Source organism: Nitrospirota bacterium (assembly GCA_040757335.1).
Classification (GTDB): Bacteria; Nitrospirota; Nitrospiria; order 2-01-FULL-66-17; family 2-01-FULL-66-17; genus JBFLXB01.
Genome location: JBFLXB010000025.1, coordinates 37,594 through 52,555, shown reverse-complemented (window position 1 = coordinate 52,555; position 14,962 = coordinate 37,594). Strand labels below are relative to the sequence as shown.

The following is a 14,962-nucleotide window of genomic DNA, read 5'->3' as shown; positions in this document are numbered from 1 at the left end:
CGAATGCCTTTCCCGGCCTTCGACAACTCCACGGCACGACGACGACGCCTTTCCAAGCTCGCGGCTGATCCGAGGGGGCGCATGCCTCATAATACCACCGTTCTATTACTTACGCAAAACTCAATAAGAAACCGTTTGTACAACTCCCATAGTTCCGACTTCGACACGTCTTCCCTCTCGTTCTTCAGTCAGCCCCTGTTGTCGTGATGGACAGAATCAGTTCGTCTTGTCCAAAGGCGTCTCGCCCACGTTTCGCGTAGCGTTCGATATACTCGATCGCTCCCAAAATGTCGCGAAGGCGTTCTCGGGGATCTCTCACAGACCGACGGCCTCTCGAAGAATCCGTTCCCGGATGCGCGGCTTCAAACCACGCACCGAGACAACGTTCACGTTGCGGCCGAGCAAGTCGCGGAGGTCCATGAGTAGCCCCCCCATATCGAACAGGGTCCGTCCCGGCTCCATCTCGACAAGAAAGTCCACGTCGCTCTGTTCATCGGCCTCACCGCGCGCCACGGACCCAAACACCCGGATGCTACGCACCCCGTGTTTCGCGGCAATCCGCAGGATGTCTTGCCGCTTCGCCTTCAGGAGGTCGTCAACGCCCATTGTTCAGCTTCCGAGGACTCGATCGGAGATGTAAGGAATTCAAATGGAGGCGGCGAGCGGGTTCGAACCGCTGCATCGCAGTTTTGCAGACTGCTCCCTTACCACTTGGGTACGCCGCCGCGGACGTTCCTTATAACAGAGAGCGGAAAATCGTGTCAAATTGACTTCCCGCACAACTGAACGGTAGGATTGGCATCCTGCAGGACGGGCCCGGTCGAGGTGAGCACTCCCAAAATCCAATCCATCCGCGGTGTCAAGGACATCCTGCCCGGCGAGATTCCATTGTGGCATCTCCTGGAAACGACCACCAGGCGGCTTCTGGAAACGTCGGGCTACGCGGAGATCAAAATCCCCGTGTTTGAGGCCACCGAATTGTTTGCCCGGAGCATCGGGGCCGCCACCGATATCGTGGAGAAGGAGATGTACACCTTTCCGGATCGCGACGGCAAATCGCTCGCGCTTCGGCCGGAAGGCACGGCGTCCGTGATGCGCGCGTACATCGAGCACCACATGTGGGCCGAGTCCCCGCTGACCAAACTTTACTACGTTGGGCCCATGTTCCGTCACGAGCGGCCGCAAGCCGGCCGGTTCCGCCAGTTCCACCAGATCGGGGCCGAGGCAGTGGGGTCGTCCAGCCCGTTGCTCGACGCCGAGCAAGTGATCGTGTTGGACCGGTTGTTTCGCGCGCTGGGCGTTACGCCCACCACGCTGCTGCTCAACAGTCTTGGCTGCCCGCTCTGTCGCCCGCGGTATCGGGAAGCGCTCAAAGCGTTCCTTGCGCCGCGGGTCAGCCGTCTCTGCGACGCTTGTCAACGCCGGTTCGAGACCAACCCGCTGCGAATCCTGGACTGTAAACGCGAGGAGTGCCGCGCCGCCACCCAGGGCGCGCCCGCCATCACCGACTACCTCGGCCCGGAGTGTGTGTCGCACTTCGACGCGGTGAAAGCCGCGCTCACCGACGTCGGCGTCGCGTTTCGTATCGAGCCACGCCTGGTCCGCGGCCTGGACTATTACACCAAGACCGCGTTCGAGTTCACGGCCGAGGGGCTCGGCGCCCAGAACACGATTGCGGCTGGCGGGCGCTACGACGGCCTCGTCGAGGCTTTGGGCGGCCCGCCTACGCCTGGGGTTGGGGTCGCGTTGGGAATAGAACGCGTGGTCGCGCTGTTAAAACAGGGGAGCGCAGCCCCCCGCCCTCCCGGCGTCTTCATCGCCACCCTGGGCGAGGCCGCCGGTCGTCGGCTCGCGCCGTTGTTGACGGCGCTACGCGATGCGGGGATCCGGACCGAAACCGACTATGACCGGGGCAGCCTCAAGAGCCAACTACGCAAAGCGGACAAGCTCGGCGCCCGTCACGTCGTCATCCTGGGCGACGACGAGATCGCCGGGGAAACAGCCGTTGTTCGAGACATGGAGACCAAGGCGCAGCAACAGATCCCGTTCCGCGATCTGCTCGCGTACCTCACCGCACGGGTCTTGTCTCGCTGATTATCTGGCGATTCTCACCACGCTGGTGATGCTCCTCGCCGGCTGCGGGAGTCCGATCGAGCTTCCCGCGCCCCCGGCGCCGCCGTCACCCGCGCCTCCGGCAGCTCCCCCGCCACCGCCCGTCCAAATCGTTGCCGCGCCCGTGCTCGTGGCCATGCCGTCGAACCTCTCGGTGACGGCAAGCGACGGGGCCGCGGATCTGTTGTGGGATCTCGTTAACGGCGCCCAGTCCTACCGGCTCGACTGGTTCTCGGACCCGGAACTTCTGGCGGGCGCTGCCAGCGGAACGGTCAGCCACGACACGCTCACGAACGGCCTTCGGTACGTCTACACCGTCGCGACCGGCGTGCAAGAGAGCGTGCTCTCAGCCGCTCCGGTGGCCGCTGACTCGACCGCGCCGTCGCAGGTGTCCATTTCGGCCGGCCTGAGAGACACCACGGTCTCCTGGTCGGCGGTGGCGGGGGCGACCGCCTACCGGATGTACTGGAGTTATGAGCCGAACGTTTCGCCATCCACCGGCGCGCGCATCGACGTCGACGGCAGCCAAACCGCGTACACGCACAGCGGCCTCGATCCCGAAACCCACTACTACTACGTGGTGACCGCGATCCTGTCGGACGGAACACAGGGCGTGGTGTCGGCTGAAGTGGGAGCGCGACCCGGACAAACCGCGGCGATCACGGCCACGGCGTCCGACGGCCGCGTGGACCTGACCATGCCGAGCAACGTGAGCGGCTCGGTCGAGGTGTCCACGTCTCGCACGTTCGACGTGCCGTTCCTTCCGTTTCCACTCCAGGATGGCGAGCCGGTCCCGATCCACGTTGGCGACCTGAGAAACGGAACTCGGTACGCGTTCCGCGTGCGGCCCGTCTTTACCGGAGGCGCGGGCCCCGCGTCGACCACGGTGTACGCCACGCCCAAAGCTTCTGCGTCCGACATCCCGCAGACCGTGACACTCACGGCTGGACGGGGCGTGAACACGCTATCGTGGACGCCTGTGACCAACGCGTCGAGCTACGACGTCACCTGGTCGGTCGTTTACGAAGACGGGCAGAGCGACTTCGGATCAGTGACGGTGGACCAACCCCTGTTCCGGCACTCCGAGCTTCGAATGTGCTCAACGTTCGGACCCGCCTGTCAACCCTACGTGTATCTTGTCCGCGCTTCGTCGTCCAGCGAAATCGCCCCGGTGACCGAGGCGCTCCCGGTTGATCTGCGTCCAGTGCCGCCATTGGTCACCAACACGCCCTATGTCATCCTGGCAGGGGTCAAGCCGTCGGGATCGCGTGTCGAGATCAAGGACGCTGCCGGCTTGGTCATTGAGACGGTCCCGTTCGACCGTGAGACGGGCTGGACCGCCACGGTACCCCTCGCGTCGAATGGCACATTCGTCTTCCGGCTCGTTGCGATCGACGAGACCGGCCTGGCGAGCACCGAGACCGTGTACCAGGTGACCCGCGACATGGACCCGCCGAACGCGCCGGCTTTTCAGATCGTCTCGTGCGATCCAATCACGACATCGCCCCGAGAAGTCACGCTGTCCGGCGACAAAGACTCGGGAAGCGCCGTGTTCCGACACCTGGAGCCGAACGACCCGGATCAACAGATCGTCGGCGCAACCGTCGGCACCACGTGGTCAGGGGTCATCGAGGTGGAGGGTCAGACCTTCGAATTGATCGCGAAAGATGCGGCGGGGAACAGCTCCGATCCAGTCCTGGTCGATCTCGCCGACCCTCTTCCCGCCGGCTGTTCCTAGCTGACCGGCGCTTCCAACACGCTCAACGTCGTCCCGTCCACCGCCGCCCGCACGCCGAACGGCAGCGTGAGGTTGGTGCCCCCGTGCCCGGACGGGAAATCAAGAAGGATCGGACACGGCAGGTCGCCGAGCGCGTCGCGGACCACGTCTTCCAGCGTGTACAGCTCGTGGGGCGACGGATGGCAATCCGGCATCAGGCCGAAGATGACCGCCCGCACCTTGTCGAACTTTCCGATCTGCTTGAGATACGTCAACATCCGGTCGATGCGGTAGGGCGGCTCGTTGATGTCTTCCAGGAAGAGGATCGCGCCGTCGGTCGAGATCTCGTACGACGTGCCGATCGTCTGGCACACCAACGAGAGGCACCCGCCGGTCAGCACACCCTCCGCGCTGCCGGACTTGAGCGCCTTGACGCCCTGCACCTCGAACGGTCCCGGCGGTGTGGTCGCGCCGAGGATCCGTGCGAACGCGTCGCTGGTCGCGGGCGAGGAATACTTCCCGAAGTTCGGGCTGACCATCGGCCCGTGGAACGCCACGAACCGGCAGTGCGTCTGGAGACAGTGCAGCAACAGCGTGACATCGCTGCTGCCGACCACGATCTTGGGCGTGCGCGCGATGGCCTTGAGATCCAGTAACGGGATCACGCGCGACGTGCCGTAACCGCCCCGAGCCGCCACCACGGCCCGGACCTCGGGGTTGGCGAACATCTCGCTCAGATCCGCGGCGCGATCGCAGTCTCGCCCCGCGAGATAACGCACTCGCTGGTACACCGAACGACCGAGTAGAACCCGAAACCCGAGTTCTTCCAGCCGTTTGATCCCGGCGCCGAGGTCGTCGGCTTTGACCGCGCCGGCCGGCGCCACCACCCCGATGAGATCGCCCTTGCGAAGCGCCGGCGGCTTACGAAGCGGCGTCATGCCGATTTGGCGGTCGGCGCGGACCGGAACTCGGTCTCGCGCAAGGCGGCGAGCAGTTTGGCGTGGATGCCGTCGAACCCCCCGCTGGACATCACGCACACCAAATCTCCGGGCGCGAGTTGGGGGGTAATGGTGCGGACCATGTCGTCGGACGTCGGCACGTAGGCCGCGTGCACGCCCCGACGGCCCAGATCGGACACCAACCGCTTGGCGTCCAACCGTTGGTCGGGCGGGAGCTTGTCCGAGGCGAACGGCTTGGCAATGACGACTTCATCAGCCAGATCGAAGGCCTCCGCGAATTCCTGCTGAAACACGGCTCGACGGCTTGTGGCCGAACGCGGCTCGAAGATCGCCCATAGGCGGCGGGCGGGGTACCCCATCTTGACCGCGGCGAGGGTCTCGCGAATCGCAGTGGGGTGGTGGGCAAAGTCGTCCATCACGATCACGTCTCGCGCGGTGCCCACGATCTCTTGCCTTCGTTTGATGCCGCGGAAGGTTTTGAATCCGTCGGCGATCTCCGTTGACGTCAGGCCGACGCCGTGCGCAGCGGCGATCACCGCCAGCGCGTTCATCACGTTGTGGCGTCCGATCAGCGGAAGGTGAAACCGGCCAAACAGGGTCCCGGCCCGCCGCACGTCGAACAAGACCCCGCCGTTCTCGGCGCGAAGTCCCTCCGCCGTCCAATCGCTCCCCGCCTCGAACCCGTACCGCTCGACCCGGCTCGCCGTTCGGTCCGCCACGGCGGACATGCGCTCGTCGCCAGCCGCGGCGACCAGCAACCCGTCGCGCGGAATCAGCGCCACGAACCGTTCGAACGCCGCAACCACGTGCGGGAGATCACGGTAGATGTCGGCGTGGTCGAACTCGATGCTGGTCAGGATCGCGGTCCGGGGACGGTAATGAAGGAACTTCGGGCCCTTGTCGAAAAACGCGGTGTCGTACTCATCCCCCTCCACCACCACGACACGTCCGCCCCCTACTCGGAAATTGCCGCCGAAATTATTGGCAGCCCCCCCGATCATGGCCCCGGGGTCGCGACCGGCGGAGGTCAACACCCAGGCGAGCAACGCGGTGGTCGTGGTTTTGCCGTGGGTCCCGGCCACCACCATCGAATGCCGGTCACGAATAAAGAATTCGGCGAGCGCCTGGGGAAACGACCGGTACGGAAGCCCCCGCTCCAGCATCGCCGAGACTTCGAGGTTGGTTTTGGAGACCGCGTTGCCGACGATGACGAGATCCGCACCGTCCAGATGCTCGGGCGCGAATCCGGAGTAAGGGACGATGCCCTGTTCCGCCAGCCACGTGCTCATCGGCGGGTAGACGTTCTGGTCCGATCCCGTGACGTGGTAGCCCGACGCCTTGAGCATTCCCGCCAGAGACCCCATCCCGGTTCCGCAGATCGCGATGAAATGGATGTGTTTCACGGAGGGCATCGGCGCAGCTATTATAGGTCGCCGCCTGGCGGTTGTCACGGTGCCGTCAACAGGCCGCTGAAAAAGTCCATCTGCGGCGTTCTCGGTCGTCGGAAATCCTCACGTACGACCCAGTACGCTCCGGTTTCCTCCGACCTGCGGCCTTGCAGCTGGAGCTTTTTGAGCAGCCTGCACTTTGGAGTATTTCTAGCTACTGCTAAGGCGAGGGGTCTTGTTCCCCGAGTTCCGCGGCAACGCGGCGGGCGACCGCTTCGCCCCACAGGTTGCCGATCACGGTGAGCCCCAGCATGACGCCCCAGCTACCACTTCTGGCGGTGCAGAGCACGCCATCCTCCACCACGGCCGTCTCGCGCGTGGTGACTCCGCTGAACCGAGCCAGCCGATCCAGATATTTCAGATGCGTGGTGGCGGTTTTGCCCGAGAGGACTCCGGCTTTGGCCAACACAAACGACCCGGTGCCGAGCGCTCCCAAACAGCGAACCTGTCCAGCCCGTTCATGAACGAATTCCCACAGTCCACCCTCTTCCATTTCGGGCACAGTGGGTTCTCCGATCTCGCTGGAGCCCGGCACGATCAGCACGTCCAGATCAGGGCACATGGCCAGATCGTAGTCGGGCAAGAACCGGAGACCGTTCGCGCCGTGAACGATCCCCGGTGTTCTGGTAATCGCCAACACGTGGGTCTCGGGAAACGTCGGATCGTTGGTCTGGATTTGCAGCCGGCGCATGGCCGCGAACACCGCGTATGGGGCCGCGAAGTCCAGTTCGTCCACGCCGTGGAAGAGAACAATGCCCGCTACGCAGGTCGGGGGGGAGGTTTCAGCCGTCACGCCAGGCTCGAACACTCGCCATCACCGACCGATCGGCCGCCCAGCCGCCGACGAGTACCAGGCGGCCGCTGATGACGGCGCTTCCCATGGCGGCGCGCGGTTCCGGAAGCGAGGGAAGGTTGCTCCACGGTCCCGGTTGATCCCTCGAATCCAGGTCGCAGATCGCCGCCCCAGCCGCGATGCCCGCATCCCCCGAGAACCCGCCGCACACCACCAACCGCCGTCCCAGCACGGCCAGTGCGTGAGCCGCCGCGGTCCATGGGAGCGACCAGGAGGCTCGCTCCCACGCGTTGCGCGCGGGCTCGTAAGATTCCACACGGTCGAACTCCATGAAACCGGAGGGCGTGAATGCCACGCCTCCCGCCACCTCCAACCGGCCGCCGAGGACCACGGCCGCGGCCGCGAACCGCGGGGTGGGAACAGGCGGCAGTTCCTCCCACGTTCCATCGCCCGGGCGCCATCGCTGGGCAAACGAGAACCCCGGATCGGTTTGCGGTCCCCCTTCGGTCGCAGCGGGGTGATGGCCGGTCGCGATGTACACGCGGCCATCGAGCAGGGCACACGCGGGATAATCATGCGGTTGCAGCATATCTGGACCGGCCGACCAGCGATCCGTGACCGGCTCGTAGAACTCCACGGTGGGCAGAAATCGGAACTTGCCGTCGGGCTTCTTGAAGCCCCCGCCGATCACGGCGATCCGGTCATCGAGCGTCACTGCCATGGCGCCTGACCGTCGCGTCGGCATCGGCCGTACCGCCAGCCAGCGTTCGGTCTTGGGATCAAAGACTTCGACCGCGTCGAGGCTCGCAAACCCCGGCCCTCCGCCTCCGATCGCATAGAGACGGTCCCCGTGGACCGCCACCGCGGGATGCGACCGCGCCACCGCCAGATCCGGCAACCGCTCCCAGCTCACTTCTCGGCTCCGTGCCCGGATTTTGCGGTGAAGTACAGTGCGAGCGCCACGAACAGGATCCCGATGCCCAGATACAGGATCCCCAGCGGCTCGTGAAACTCCGTGTGAATCACGTTCTTGAAAAACGTCACGATCAAGATCATCAAGACCACCTTCGCCAAACGGTCCTTCAGATCGTCCAGCGTCTGGATCAGGAGGATCTTGGAGCTGTGCCGCACGTCTTCCTCCGCCACGTCGATTTTGCTGATGAACAGCTCATAGAGGCCCAACGAGAAGATGAGAAGAACGGTCGCCAACAGGTAATCGTCCACCGCGCTGATCACGTGTCCCACCACCACGCTGTGGAACTCGTCGTATTCTTCGATCGAGTGAGGAGCCGCGGCCACGTAGGCCACGGCCTTGTATGCAAGCCTCGCGACATCTGCGCTGGCCCAAAGGAATAGGATCACGGCCGATACGAGGCTCGCCACCACCGCGAGTATGACGATAAATCGGCTTCGCCACAACGCGGCCTCGAACACTCGTTCCCAGGACTTCAACTCCGTTCGTTCTTCCGTCATCACGCGACTCCTTGGCTCGCGAAGGTGGCATTATACGGAAGGCTGCCCGGGTTGTCGATTGCTGCGCCACATGAGCGGCGGCCTGACGGCGCATGGGATTGCGCGTCACGTCGTGGCGCGCTGCATGTTGGCGGCGCGGCAAAGCGCTGTGGTACGATGGGGCCGTTTCCGATGACATCCCGACCCGCGATGCCCGCGCCCGCCTGGTTGATCCTGCTCGCCTACCTGACCGTGTACCTGATCTGGGGATCTACCTATCTCGCCATCCGGTTCGGAATCGAGACCATGCCCCCGTCGCTGCTCTTTGCCGAGCGCTTCCTGTTGGCTGGAGTCCTGAACTTTGCGCTCTACCGCGCCGTGACCGCCTGGCGCGGTCAGTCGCCGCTCGCTCCGACCCGGGTCCAAGTACGAAACGCCGCCCTCATCGGGTGTTTGCTCCTGGTCGGGGGCACCGGGCTGGTCGGGTGGGCGGAGCAAACGGTCGATTCCCATCTGGCGGCCTTGATCATCTCTTCCACGCCGCTGTGGGTCGCGGCGTGGGATCAACGCTTTGTCCGCCGTCGATCCGCCTCGTGGCCGCAGATCACCGGCATGATGCTCGGGGTGGTCGGCATCGCCGTGCTCACCGGAACAGCCGGCGACTCCTCCGGGTCGTCGGGCGTCGGGATCGCGCTGCTGCTCTTGGCCGCGTGTTGCTGGTCGGGAGCGAGCAGCGCCTCGCACGTGGTCGACCTCCCGCGCGACGTGTTGCTCACATCCTCCATCCAGATGCTCGCGGGCGGAGCCGCGTTCTTGATCCTCGGCGCGGTGATGGGCGAGATCACGCCGTCGACCGTCACGTCGGTCGGAGCGCGTTCGTGGTGGGCGATGTGGTACCTCACCGTGTTCGGATCCACCGTGGCGTTCACCGCGTTCGCGTGGCTGTTGACCGTGGAACCCGCTCACCGCGTCGCGAGTTACGCGCTGGTCAATCCGATCGTCGCGGTGGGGTTGGGCGCGTGGCTCGGTCACGAGACGGTCGGTCCCCGCGTTTGGATCGCCTTGCCGCTCATCGGCCTCGGCTTGGCGCTCCACCTCCTGACGGCCGATCGAACCCGGCGGACGCCTCGGGCGATGGTTTCGCGATCGTCGAGTATGCCCGCGGAGCGAGGATGAGCGTGGAGCTGCACGAAACCCTCATCGCCACACGCCCGGTGTACCAAGGTCACTACCTCCGCGCCGAGGAACGCACGGTGCGCCTCCCCGACGGGCGCGAGGCGAAGCGCGAGGTCGTGGTTCCGCCGAACGCGGTGGGCGTGCTCCCCGTGACCGACACCGGAACCGTGTATCTGGTCCGGCAATACCGGACCGCCATCGAGCGCCCGATCCTCGAAATTCCCGCGGGGATTCTCGAACCGGGGGAGGACCCGGCGCAGACCGCGCGTCGGGAATGCGCGGAAGAGATCGGCCTGGCGCCGGGTCGCCTCGACCCGCTCTTCGGGTACTATCACTCCGTGGGATTCTCGACCGGACGCATCGAGGTTTTCCTGGGGCGCGACCTGCAGCCCGCCCCCCACGAACACCCGGACGGCACCGAGTTTCTCGAAGTCGTCACCATGCCGTTCGTCGAATTGCTCGATCGGGTCCGCCGCGGCGAGATCGTGGACAGCAAGACCCTGCTCGCCACCCTGTGGTACCGCACGTTCCTGGCGCAGGATCGCTGATCCCGGGACCCCTGATCCCATGACACCCCCGGATCTCGAACCCGACATCCAACGGATCGGTCGCGAGATCCTTGATCGGGTCGGCGAGCAACGGGCCTCGCTGTTCGACACCGCGCGCTGGGCCGGGCGCGTCATGGAGTGGGCGATTCACGACGAGGCGTTTAAGGTCGCCTTGTTTCGGTTCGTCGACGTGCTGCCCACCCTCACCAACGCCGGCGACGCGGCCGCGCTGTTTGGCGAGTACGTTGAAGGCATTCGTCTTCCCCCGGTCTTTGAGTGGGGGGTCAAGCACCTCGATTCCTCCTCCGTGGCCGGTCGCGTCGCGGGCCGCACGCTCCAGCGTCAGGTCAAAGCCCTGGCCTCGCTCTTCATCGCGGCGGATTCGATCGACCACACCGGGAAGGCTTTGTCGGCCATCTGGCGTCGCGGACAGGGCGCAACCATTGCCTTGCTGGGCGAAGCCAGCGTCAGCGAACCCGAAGCCGATGCCTATCGGGAACAATACGGCCGCTTGATCGCGGAAGCCGCCGAGACCGCGCGCAAGGGGCCTCCTCACGCCGGCTCCCATCCGCTGGCCGGCGTACCCGCGGTGGACGTGTCGGTCAAAGCGTCTTCGCTCGATTCACAAATCGATCCCGCGGACTGGGACGGTAGCCTCAACCGGTTGGCGGCGCGCCTTGGTCCCATCCTGACCCAGGCGCACGCGGTGGGCGCGCACGTTCACATCGACATGGAGCAGTACGGCCTCAAGGACCTGCTGTTGGCGCTCTGCCAAAGACTGTTCGAACACGGCGAAGGGGCCCACGCGCACGCCGGGCTCGTGATCCAGGCGTATCTTCGCGACGCGGAACCTGATGTGCGCTCCGTAATCCGCTGGGCTGCGGATCGGCGGCCGCCGCTGACGATCCGCCTGGTCAAGGGTGCGTACTGGGACGCGGAGCTGATCACGGCCGGGCAACGGGGCTGGCCCGTCCCGGTGCTCACGGATAAGGCCGCCACCGACGAGCAGTTCGAGCGGCTCGTGCGCCTGGTGTTCGACCACGCGCCGGCGATCCGGCCGGCCGTCGGGTCGCACAACGTGCGAAGCCTCGCCGCCGCGATCGCGTATGCGGAGCGCCGCGGCCTTCCCAGGTCCGCATACGAGCTGCAACTCCTTTATGGGATGGGTGACCCGATCGCCGCGGCATTGACCGACATGGGGTACGGGGTCCGAATCTACACCCCGGTGGGCGACCTGATTCCCGGCATGGCGTACCTGGTGCGCCGGCTGCTGGAAAACAGCGCGAACGAATCGTTCCTGCGGCGACGATTCCAAGAGCACCAGGATCCCCTGGTCCTGCTCGCGCCTCCGGCAGGGTCTCCCGCTCCGGTCGCCCGCACGACGACAATCACCGGCCCCGAAGCCTTTGCCAACGAACCTCCCACCGACTTTTCTCGCGCCGATGCCAGAGAGGCCATGCGGCAGGCGCTGGCACGCGTGCGGCAACGTCTGGGCGACTTCCACCCGCTGGTGATCAACGGCCGCGCACTCCACACCGACCGACAGATCTCCTCGCTGAATCCCGCCCAGCCGTCGGAAATCGTGGGTCGCGTGGCGCAGGCCGGCTGCGACGAGGTCGAGGCAGCCGTGGCCGGCGCGGCGGCCGCCTTCTCGGAATGGCGACGGGTCCCAGTGGCTGACCGCGCCCGGCTGCTGCAAGACACCGCGCGCCTGTTGCGCGAGCACCGGTTCGACCTGGCGGCGCTCGAAGTCATCGAGGTGGGTAAGAGCTGGCGCGAAGCCGACGCGGACGTGTGCGAGGCGGTCGATTTCCTGGAATACTACGGCCGCGAGATGATCCGCCTCGCCGGGGTGCAGCGGATGGGCGACCATCCGGGTGAAGACAACCGCTACTGGTACGCGCCGCGCGGCGTGGGCGTGGTCATCGCCCCCTGGAATTTTCCGCTGGCCATCCCCGCCGGGATGATCGCGGCCGCGCTCGTTTCCGGCAACACCGTGGTGTTCAAACCGTCCGGTCTCTCGTCGGTGCTGGGAGCAGACTTGGTCGACCTGTTCAGCAAGGCCGGTTGTCCCGCAGGCGCCCTGCAGTTCGTCCCGGGAGCCGGGAGCGAGATCGGCGACTATCTGGTGGAGCACCCGCAAACCGACTTCATCACGTTTACGGGTTCGAAGGACGTGGGATTGCGCATCATCGAGCGCGCGGGACGACCACACCCCGGGCAGCGGACCGTCAAGCGCGTGATCGCGGAGATGGGCGGGAAAAACGCGATCATCGTGGACCGTACCGCGGACCCGGATGAGGCCGTCCCCGGCATCCTGGGGTCTGCGTTCGGGTACCAGGGCCAGAAGTGCTCGGCGTGTTCCCGCGTCATCGTCGAGGCGATCGCGGCCGACGCGCTGACCGCACGGCTCAAGGCCGCGATCCAAAGCCTGACCATCGGGCCGCCGGAAGACCCTGCCAACCGCATCGGCCCGGTCATCGACGCCGCGGCGCGCGACCGCATCCAGCAGACGATCGCGCAGGGCGTCGGCGATGGACTCGCCTTGTACGTCGGAACCGCGCAAGGCTTGCCGGGGTACTACGTCGCGCCCGCATTGTTCGGTCCGGTCCCGCCGAGCCACCCGCTGGCCCGCGAAGAAATTTTCGGTCCCGTGCTCTCGATCCTCGTTGCCAGGGACTTCGACCACGCGCTCGCGCTCGCGAACGACGCCCAGTACGCCCTGACCGGCGGCGTGTACTCCCGAAGCCCCGCCAACATTCGCAAAGCCGCAGACACGTTCGAGGTGGGCAACCTCTACGTCAACCGGCCCATCACCGGCGCACTCGTGGGCAGGCAGCCCTTCGGGGGATTTCGCCTCTCCGGCGCGGGCTCCAAGGCCGGCGGGCCGGACTATCTGCCGCAGTTCGTGATCCCGAGGAGCTATTCCGAAAACACGACCCGCCGCGGCTTCGCGCCCGGCCCAACACCCTGACGCGGGATTTGTTGTACTCTGCGGACCGCTCTGTTAAGATCACCCGGCCCACACGCGACGCAATGGCCCAGACGCTGATCACTCGCATGATCCGCGCGGCACGCCTCGACGCCGCGCTCTACGAAGAAGTGGAGGCCGATCGTCGCGCCATGACGCAGGCGCTTGCCGCCGTCCTGCTCTCGGGGCTTGCGGCCGGGATCGGCGGACTGGGCAAAGCCGGACCCGTGTCGTTGGTGCTGGGAACCGGCGGCGCGATTTCAGGCTGGCTCGTCTGGGCGTTTCTGGCGTATGTCATCGGCGCGAAGCTGTTTCCCGACTCGGACACCAAGACGGATCTGGGGGAAATGCTGCGAACCATCGGGTTCGCCAGTTCTCCGGGCGTGGTGCGCGCCGCGGGCGTGATTCCCGGATTGACCGATGGGGTGTTCGTGATCGCGGCGGTGTGGATGCTCGCGGCCATGGTCGTGGCGGTACGTCAGGCCTTGGACTACCGGAGCACCTCGCGCGCGGTCGGCGTCTGCGTGCTGGGTTGGCTGGTTCAAGCCACCGCGTTCCTGCTGCTGTTGCGATCCCAGGGCATCGACCCCCGATCGCTCGGTCAATTGGGAGGCTGACGACGTGGAGCGACACGAACGCATCGGCGTCCGGCATCAGTTGCTCAAGAAACTTCGCGACTCGTTCCTCTACAGCAGCGAGCAGGCGTTCACCCTTTCGTCCGGCCGGAAGAGCCGTTACTATATCGATTGCAAAAAGGTCACGCTCGACCCCGAGGGCGCCTTCCTCATCGCGCGGCTGGTCCTCGACGCCATCAGTGAAGACGAGGTGGACGCCATCGGCGGGATGACGCTGGGGGCCGACCCCATCGCGGTCGCCACCGCCGTAGTCAGCTACCAGTACGACCGCCCCATCTCCGCGTTCGTGGTCCGCAAGGAGCCCAAAAGCCACGGCACCACCGCCTTCATCGAAGGGAATCTGCCGCGAGGGGCGCGGATCGTGGTGGTGGACGACGTGCTCACCAGCGGCTCTTCGACCGAGCGCACGATCGGAATCCTCAAGGACGCCGGATGCCGGATCGTGAAAGTCCTGGCCCTCGTGGACCGCAAGGAAGGCGGCCGCGACCGCTTGACGGCCGCCGGCTATACCGTGGAATGTCTGTTCACGGTCGAGGACCTGCTCAAAGCCTAGTCACTTCATTATTGTGAGGTACCGAGATGCGGTGACATCGCTGCCATGATTCGCATTCTCTTTCACCCGTTGGTGCTCGGGCTGCTGGTGTTGGCCGCGGTCGGTCTCTGGTTGTGGGCCCGGCGCGTGAATCTTCGGGTCCGGTTGACCCGACCCCCGACCCGTCAGGAATGGGCCGTCATCACGATGCTGGCCCAATTACTCCGGTGGCTGTTCCGGTTCCGCTTCTGAGCCGCGTCTAGCTATCCGTGAAGCCGTTGGTGTATGCTTCATCGTGTTAACAGCAATCGTCAGGGTCCTGTCAATGACTAAGTCCAAAGCATCAAAGTCGACTCCAGACCCCGAGGCTCGCCACGGGACCGAACTACCCCTGGCCCCGTCGAAGGTCGAGGGTGAGGCGGACCAGCCGCCTCACCCTCCAGAGCCAGATCCCCTTGCCAAATGGCGGGCGGCGCGCGAGATGGAAGAAGAAATGGCCGACATCTTCGACGAAGATCGCGTCACACACCAACACGGGGACGCCGAGCCGGAAGCTGATTGACCCCTCCGACGTCGCCAAGCCAGGGTGCCTGCGCTGGCCCGACAGCCGTGTGGACCC

Annotated in this window: 15 protein-coding genes, 1 tRNA gene and 1 pseudogene; 9 read left to right on the top strand and 8 right to left on the bottom strand. The window is 65.6% G+C overall.

All coding sequences use genetic code 11. The features are described from left to right. Positions 1-214 precede the first annotated feature (214 nt). From AB1451_12770 to AB1451_12760, 3 genes and pseudogenes are all read right to left on the bottom strand, one after another. Positions 215-319 (bottom strand): annotated as a pseudogene (locus AB1451_12770) (nucleotidyltransferase). Beyond that, positions 316-606, bottom strand: coding sequence for a nucleotidyltransferase family protein (locus AB1451_12765; GenBank protein MEW6683775.1), 291 nt, complete (start codon positions 604-606; stop codon positions 316-318). The pseudogene AB1451_12770 and the gene AB1451_12765 overlap by 4 nt, the downstream one beginning before the upstream one ends. 44 nt (positions 607-650) lie before the next feature. Beyond that, positions 651-725: transfer RNA gene (locus AB1451_12760), tRNA-Cys, on the bottom strand. Positions 726-825: 100 nt separating this feature from the next. Here AB1451_12760 and hisS point away from each other — a divergent pair. After that, entirely contained in the window at positions 826-2,094 is a 1,269-nt protein-coding gene (gene hisS / locus AB1451_12755; GenBank protein MEW6683774.1) for a histidine--tRNA ligase, read from the top strand. Positions 2,095-2,122: 28 nt separating this feature from the next. Further along, complete coding sequence (locus tag AB1451_12750; GenBank protein MEW6683773.1) at positions 2,123-3,850, top strand: hypothetical protein; 1,728 nt, start codon at positions 2,123-2,125, stop codon at positions 3,848-3,850. Here AB1451_12750 and AB1451_12745 read toward each other — a convergent pair. The 5 genes from AB1451_12745 to AB1451_12725 all read right to left on the bottom strand — a co-directional run bounded on the left by AB1451_12745 (position 3,847) and on the right by AB1451_12725 (position 8,502). Further along, complete coding sequence (locus AB1451_12745; GenBank protein ID MEW6683772.1) at positions 3,847-4,767, bottom strand: LD-carboxypeptidase; 921 nt, start codon at positions 4,765-4,767, stop codon at positions 3,847-3,849. The two genes, AB1451_12750 and AB1451_12745, sit on opposite strands and share 4 nt — an antisense overlap. Further along, the gene (mpl, locus tag AB1451_12740) at positions 4,764-6,200 is read right to left on the bottom strand and encodes a UDP-N-acetylmuramate:L-alanyl-gamma-D-glutamyl-meso-diaminopimelate ligase (protein ID MEW6683771.1); all 1,437 of its coding nucleotides are present in this window, start codon (positions 6,198-6,200) and stop codon (positions 4,764-4,766) included. Before mpl ends, AB1451_12745 begins: the two co-directional genes overlap by 4 nt. A gap of 196 nt (positions 6,201-6,396) precedes the next feature. Continuing rightward, complete coding sequence (locus AB1451_12735; protein MEW6683770.1) at positions 6,397-7,029, bottom strand: DJ-1/PfpI family protein; 633 nt, start codon at positions 7,027-7,029, stop codon at positions 6,397-6,399. Beyond that, positions 7,019-7,942, bottom strand: a complete 924-nt coding sequence (locus AB1451_12730) for a kelch repeat-containing protein (GenBank protein ID MEW6683769.1) — start codon at positions 7,940-7,942, stop codon at positions 7,019-7,021. Before AB1451_12730 ends, AB1451_12735 begins: the two co-directional genes overlap by 11 nt. Then, positions 7,939-8,502, bottom strand: a complete 564-nt coding sequence (locus tag AB1451_12725) for a YqhA family protein (protein ID MEW6683768.1) — start codon at positions 8,500-8,502, stop codon at positions 7,939-7,941. The genes AB1451_12730 and AB1451_12725 overlap by 4 nt, the downstream gene beginning before the upstream one ends. 171 nt (positions 8,503-8,673) lie before the next feature. Here AB1451_12725 and AB1451_12720 point away from each other — a divergent pair, with 171 nt between their 5' ends. From AB1451_12720 to AB1451_12690, 7 genes are all read left to right on the top strand, one after another. Beyond that, positions 8,674-9,657 carry an EamA family transporter gene (locus AB1451_12720; GenBank protein ID MEW6683767.1) on the top strand — a complete coding sequence of 328 codons (984 nt, stop codon included), beginning with the start codon at positions 8,674-8,676 and terminating at the stop codon, positions 9,655-9,657. After that, positions 9,654-10,205, top strand: coding sequence for an NUDIX hydrolase (locus tag AB1451_12715; GenBank protein ID MEW6683766.1), 552 nt, complete (start codon positions 9,654-9,656; stop codon positions 10,203-10,205). The genes AB1451_12720 and AB1451_12715 overlap by 4 nt, the downstream gene beginning before the upstream one ends. A 19-nt stretch (positions 10,206-10,224) precedes the next feature. Continuing rightward, a complete protein-coding gene (locus tag AB1451_12710) occupies positions 10,225-13,179 on the top strand; it encodes a proline dehydrogenase family protein (GenBank protein ID MEW6683765.1) in 2,955 nt (984 codons plus the stop codon). A 62-nt stretch (positions 13,180-13,241) separates the two neighbouring features. Then, a complete protein-coding gene (locus AB1451_12705) occupies positions 13,242-13,793 on the top strand; it encodes a YIP1 family protein (protein MEW6683764.1) in 552 nt (183 codons plus the stop codon). Positions 13,794-13,797: 4 nt separating this feature from the next. Next, positions 13,798-14,364: an orotate phosphoribosyltransferase gene (pyrE, locus tag AB1451_12700; GenBank protein MEW6683763.1), complete on the top strand. Its 567-nt coding sequence runs from the start codon at positions 13,798-13,800 to the stop codon at positions 14,362-14,364. 45 nt (positions 14,365-14,409) lie between these two features. Next, positions 14,410-14,595, top strand: a complete 186-nt coding sequence (locus AB1451_12695; GenBank protein ID MEW6683762.1) for a hypothetical protein — start codon at positions 14,410-14,412, stop codon at positions 14,593-14,595. A 73-nt stretch (positions 14,596-14,668) separates the two neighbouring features. Continuing rightward, complete coding sequence (locus tag AB1451_12690; GenBank protein ID MEW6683761.1) at positions 14,669-14,905, top strand: hypothetical protein; 237 nt, start codon at positions 14,669-14,671, stop codon at positions 14,903-14,905. Positions 14,906-14,962: the final 57 nt, after the last annotated feature.

Coding starts and splice junctions, on each gene's coding strand:
- AB1451_12765 (MEW6683775.1), bottom strand. CDS start 606: ATGGGCGTTGACGACCTCCTGAAGGCGAAGCGGCAAGACATCCTGCGG.
- AB1451_12750 (MEW6683773.1), top strand. CDS start 2,123: ATGCTCCTCGCCGGCTGCGGGAGTCCGATCGAGCTTCCCGCGCCCCCG.
- AB1451_12745 (MEW6683772.1), bottom strand. CDS start 4,767: ATGACGCCGCTTCGTAAGCCGCCGGCGCTTCGCAAGGGCGATCTCATC.
- mpl (MEW6683771.1), bottom strand. CDS start 6,200: ATGCCCTCCGTGAAACACATCCATTTCATCGCGATCTGCGGAACCGGG.
- AB1451_12725 (MEW6683768.1), bottom strand. CDS start 8,502: ATGACGGAAGAACGAACGGAGTTGAAGTCCTGGGAACGAGTGTTCGAG.
- AB1451_12720 (MEW6683767.1), top strand. CDS start 8,674: ATGACATCCCGACCCGCGATGCCCGCGCCCGCCTGGTTGATCCTGCTC.
- AB1451_12715 (MEW6683766.1), top strand. CDS start 9,654: ATGAGCGTGGAGCTGCACGAAACCCTCATCGCCACACGCCCGGTGTAC.
- AB1451_12710 (MEW6683765.1), top strand. CDS start 10,225: ATGACACCCCCGGATCTCGAACCCGACATCCAACGGATCGGTCGCGAG.
- AB1451_12705 (MEW6683764.1), top strand. CDS start 13,242: ATGGCCCAGACGCTGATCACTCGCATGATCCGCGCGGCACGCCTCGAC.
- AB1451_12695 (MEW6683762.1), top strand. CDS start 14,410: ATGATTCGCATTCTCTTTCACCCGTTGGTGCTCGGGCTGCTGGTGTTG.
- AB1451_12690 (MEW6683761.1), top strand. CDS start 14,669: ATGACTAAGTCCAAAGCATCAAAGTCGACTCCAGACCCCGAGGCTCGC.